This is a genomic window from Pseudomonas sp. EGD-AK9, from assembly GCF_000465935.2.
Taxonomy (GTDB): Bacteria; Pseudomonadota; Gammaproteobacteria; order Pseudomonadales; family Pseudomonadaceae; genus Aquipseudomonas.
On record NZ_AVOF01000273.1, the window covers coordinates 1 to 4,293 of the forward strand.

The following is a 4,293-nucleotide window of genomic DNA, read 5'->3' on the forward strand; positions in this document are numbered from 1 at the left end:
GGCGCGCGGGTGGTGCCGCTGCCCGACGCCGGGCGTCTGCCCATGGGCCGTTCCATGCTCGGCCGGGTGCTCGACGGCGCCGGTCGCGCCCTGGACGGCAAGGGCGGGATGAAGGCCGAGGACTGGGTGCCGCTGGACGGGCCGACCATCAACCCGCTCAAGCGCCACCCGATCAGCGAGCCGCTGGACGTCGGCATCCGCTCGATCAACGGCCTGCTCACTGTCGGCCGTGGCCAGCGCCTGGGCCTGTTCGCCGGCACCGGCGTCGGCAAGTCGGTGCTGCTGGGCATGATGACCCGCTTCACCGAGGCGGAGATCATCGTGGTCGGGCTGATCGGCGAGCGCGGTCGCGAGGTCAAGGAGTTCATCGACGAGATCCTCGGCGAGGAGGGCCTCAAGCGCTCGGTGGTGGTTGCCTCGCCGGCCGACGACGCGCCGCTGATGCGCCTGCGCGCGGCCATGTACTGCACGCGCATCGCCGAATACTTCCGCGACAAGGGCAAGAACGTCCTGCTGCTGATGGATTCGCTGACCCGTTTCGCCCAGGCCCAGCGCGAGATCGCCCTGGCCATCGGCGAGCCGCCGGCGACCAAGGGCTACCCGCCGTCGGTGTTCGCCAAGCTGCCCAAGCTGGTGGAGCGTGCCGGCAACGCCGAGGCCGGCGGCGGTTCGATCACCGCCTTCTACACCGTGCTCTCCGAGGGCGACGACCAGCAGGACCCGATCGCCGACGCCGCCCGCGGCGTGCTCGACGGCCATTTGGTGCTGTCGCGACGGCTGGCCGAGGAGGGCCATTATCCGGCCATCGACATCGAAGCCTCGATCAGCCGGGTGATGCCGCAGGTGGTGTCGCCCGAGCATCTCAAGCAGGCGCAGCGCTTCAAGCAGCTGTGGTCGCGCTACCAGCAGAGCCGCGACCTGATCAGCGTCGGCGCCTACGTGCCGGGCGGCGACGCCGACACCGACCTGGCCATCGCCCGCCAGCCGCAGATGGCCCAGTACCTGCGCCAGGGCCTGCACGACAGCGAACCGCTGGAGGGCAGCAGCCGGCAGCTGGCGGCCATCTTCCACCCGGCGGCGAACAAGGCCTAAGCCATGGCGGCGAGTCGAGCGGCGCGCCTGGCGCCGGTGGTGGACATGGCCGAGAAGGCCGAGCGCGAGGCGGCGCGCCAGCTCGGCCATTGCCAGGGGCTGGTGAGCCAGGCCGAGACCAAGCTGGGTGAGCTGGAGCGCTTTCGCGGCGACTACCAGCAGCAGTGGATCAGCGAGGGCAGCAAGGGCGTCTCCGGCCAGTGGCTGATGAACTACCAGCGCTTTCTTTCGCAACTGGAAACGGCCATCGGCCAGCAGCACCAGAGTCTCGACTGGCACCGCGCCAACCTGGAGAAGGTGCGCGCCGTCTGGCAGCAGCGCTACGCGCGCCTGGAGGGGCTGCGCAAGCTGGTGCAGCGCTATATCGACGAGGCGCGGCTGGCCGAGGACAAGCGCGAGCAGAAGCTGCTCGACGAGCTGGCGCAGCGCCTGATCGACCGCGGCGAGCCCTGAAGACGGGTTGTCGTGGGGCAGGGCAGGTGCTACACCTTGGGTGCGTATGCCGCCAATCAGGCAAGGTCTCGACAAAGGAGCAGGACATGGCCATCACCTCGCAGCCGTCGGCCGACGGGCAAGAGCTGACCATCGCGATTCGAGGACGTTTCGACTTCGCCTCCCACCAGGAATTTCGCGACGCCTACGAGCGCGTCAACATCACCCCCAGGCGCTACCTGGTCGACCTGCAGGGCACCAGCTACCTGGACAGTTCGGCGCTGGGCATGCTCCTGCTGCTGCGCGATCACGCCGGCGGCGACACGGCGCAGATCCGCCTGCTCAACTGCAGCAGCGATGTGCGCAAGATCCTGGCGATCTCCAACTTCGAGCAGCTGTTCCAGATCAACTGACCATGGCCGAGCGCCTGTCGATCCTGATCGCCGAGGACAACGCGGCCGATCGCATGCTGCTGTCGACCATCGTCAGTCGCCAGGGCCACCGGGTGCTCACCGCCAGCAACGGCCTGGAGGCGGTCGCGCTGTTCGAGCAGGAGCGCCCGCAGCTGGTGCTGATGGATGCGCTGATGCCGGTGATGGACGGTTTCGAGGCGGCGCGGCGGATCAAGCAGCAGGCCGGCGAGGCGCTGGTGCCGATCATCTTCCTCACCTCGCTGACCGAAGGCGAAGCGCTGGTGCGCTGCCTGGAGGCCGGCGGCGACGACTTTCTCGCCAAGCCCTACAACCGGGTGATACTCGCGGCCAAGATCGGCGCCATGGATCGCCTGCGCCGCCTGCAGGACACCGTGCTGCAGCAGCGCGACCTGATCGCCCGGCACAACGAGCACCTGCTGCGCGAGCAGCGGGTGGCCAAGGCGGTGTTCGACAAGGTGGCGCACTCCGGCTGCCTGGATGCGCCGAACATCCGCTACCTGCAGTCGCCCTACGCGCTGTTCAACGGCGACCTGTTGCTGGCGGCCTACAAGCCCTCCGGCGGCATGCACGTGATGCTCGGCGACTTCACCGGCCACGGCCTGCCGGCGGCCATCGGCGCCATGCCGCTGGCCGAGGTGTTCTACGGCATGACCGCCAAGGGCCATGCCCTGGCCGAGATCCTCCGCGAGATCAACGCCAAGCTCAAACGCATCCTGCCGGTGGGCGTGTTCTGCTGCGCCACCCTGCTCAATATCAGCAGCCAGCGCGGCCTGCTCGAGGTGTGGAACGGCGGCCTGCCGGACGGCCATCTGCTGCATGGCGATGGCCGCTCGCGCCAGCCCCTGGTGTCGCGTCATCTGCCGCTGGGCATTCTCGAGCCGGCGGCCTTCAGCGACCGCTGCGAGGTCTATCCGCTGGCTCCGGGCGACCGCATCTTCCTGCTCACCGACGGCGTGCTGGAGGCCTGCGACCAGCAGGGGCAGCTGTTCGGCGAGGCGCGTCTGCTGGCGCTGCTCGACGCCAACCGCCAGCCGCAGGCACTGTTCGAGGAGATCCAGCAGGCGCTGCTGGAATTTCGCGGCGAGGTCCAGGACGACGTCAGCATGCTCCAGGTCGGCCTCGCCGAGGACGCCGCACGGCCACGCCCGCTGGCCTTCGCCGACAGCGGGCAGAGCAGCCCGCTGGACTGGTCGGCCAGCTTCGAGTTTCGCGCGCAGAGCCTGCGCCACTTCAATCCCTTGCCCTTCCTGCTGCAACTGCTGCTCGACGTGCAGGCGCTGCGGCCGCGCGGCGGCGAGCTGTACACCGTGCTCGCCGAGCTCTATTCCAACGCCCTGGAACACGGTGTGATGGGCCTGGACTCGGCGCTCAAGCAGGATGCCCGCGGCTTCGCCGAGTACTACCGGCAGCGGCGCCTGCGTCTGGCGGCGCTGAGCGACGGCTACGTGCGCTTTCACCTGCAGTTGCTGCCGCAGGCCGGCGGCGGGCGGCTGATCGTGCGGGTCGAGGACAGCGGGCCGGGCTTCGATCCGGCCGCCGTGGCCGCGCTGCAGGACGAGGCCCTGTGCGGGCGCGGTCTGGCGCTGGTGCGCGAGTTGAGCGATGGCTTTGTCTGCAGCGCCGACGGCCAGGGCGTCAGCGTGGAGTTTTGCTGGTCCGCTGGGGCATAATCCCAGCCTTGTTGTTCAGGGAGTGACCCGGTGTCCGATATTCACCTCGACGATGCCGTCCTGGCTGCCCTGCAGGACGTCATGGAAGACGAGTACCCGATTCTGCTCGATACCTTTGTCGCCGACTCCGAGGAGCGCCTGCGCCTGCTGCGCCAGGCCGAGCGCGAGGCCGATGCCCAGGGGCTGCGCCTGGCCGCGCACAGCTTCAAGGGCAGCTGCAGCAACATGGGGGCGGTGCTGCTGGCCGGGCTGTGCAAGCAGCTCGAGGACGCCGGCCGCCGCGAGGCGCTGGAGCTGGCGCCGGCGCTGATCGAGCAGATCGAGCGCGAGTTCGCCATAGTGCGCATCCTGTTCAAGTCCGAGCGCCAGCGTTATCGCGTCTGAGTCGCGCGCGATCGCCCTGCATCTGCAGATTTTTCCCCGACTTGGCCCAGCCTTTGCTCTGACACCGTCACGACCCATCAGACGGAGAGCGTCCATGTCCGCGATGCCCGATCTACGCCTGCAGGCCACGCCTGAGGTAAAGAGCAAAGCGAAGCCGCCGGCGAAAGCGCCGGAGCCCAGCAAGAACGAGGCCTCCAGCTTCGCCGAGGTGTACGCCAAAGAGCGCCAGGCCAAGCCCGGCGAACGTGCCGGCGGCGCGGCCACGCCTGGCGAGGAGCGCC

At 69.0% G+C, this 4,293-nt stretch carries 5 protein-coding genes and 1 pseudogene; all 6 read left to right on the top strand.

Annotated elements, in window-relative coordinates; all coding sequences use genetic code 11:
- The coding region (locus N878_RS13545) for a FliI/YscN family ATPase (protein ID WP_021444185.1) at nt 1–1,092 on the top strand (1,092 nt) is incomplete at its 5' end.
- A gap of 3 nt (nt 1,093–1,095) precedes the next feature.
- The gene (gene fliJ / locus N878_RS13550; RefSeq protein WP_021444186.1) at nt 1,096–1,545 is read left to right on the top strand and encodes a flagellar export protein FliJ; all 450 of its coding nucleotides are present in this window, start codon (nt 1,096–1,098) and stop codon (nt 1,543–1,545) included.
- 86 nt (nt 1,546–1,631) lie between these two features.
- Complete coding sequence (locus N878_RS13555) at nt 1,632–1,937, top strand: STAS domain-containing protein (RefSeq protein ID WP_021444187.1); 306 nt, start codon at nt 1,632–1,634, stop codon at nt 1,935–1,937.
- A gap of 2 nt (nt 1,938–1,939) precedes the next feature.
- Nucleotides 1,940–3,628, top strand: coding sequence for a fused response regulator/phosphatase (locus tag N878_RS13560; protein WP_021444188.1), 1,689 nt, complete (start codon nt 1,940–1,942; stop codon nt 3,626–3,628).
- A 30-nt stretch (nt 3,629–3,658) separates the two neighbouring features.
- Nucleotides 3,659–4,012 carry an Hpt domain-containing protein gene (locus N878_RS13565; protein ID WP_021444189.1) on the top strand — a complete coding sequence of 118 codons (354 nt, stop codon included), beginning with the start codon at nt 3,659–3,661 and terminating at the stop codon, nt 4,010–4,012.
- Between the two features lie 94 nt (nt 4,013–4,106).
- Nucleotides 4,107–4,293 (top strand): annotated as a pseudogene (locus tag N878_RS13570) (flagellar hook-length control protein FliK); the annotation flags it as partial.

Coding starts and splice junctions, on each gene's coding strand:
- N878_RS13555 (WP_021444187.1), top strand. CDS start 1,632: ATGGCCATCACCTCGCAGCCGTCGGCCGACGGGCAAGAGCTGACCATC.
- fliJ (WP_021444186.1), top strand. CDS start 1,096: ATGGCGGCGAGTCGAGCGGCGCGCCTGGCGCCGGTGGTGGACATGGCC.
- N878_RS13560 (WP_021444188.1), top strand. CDS start 1,940: ATGGCCGAGCGCCTGTCGATCCTGATCGCCGAGGACAACGCGGCCGAT.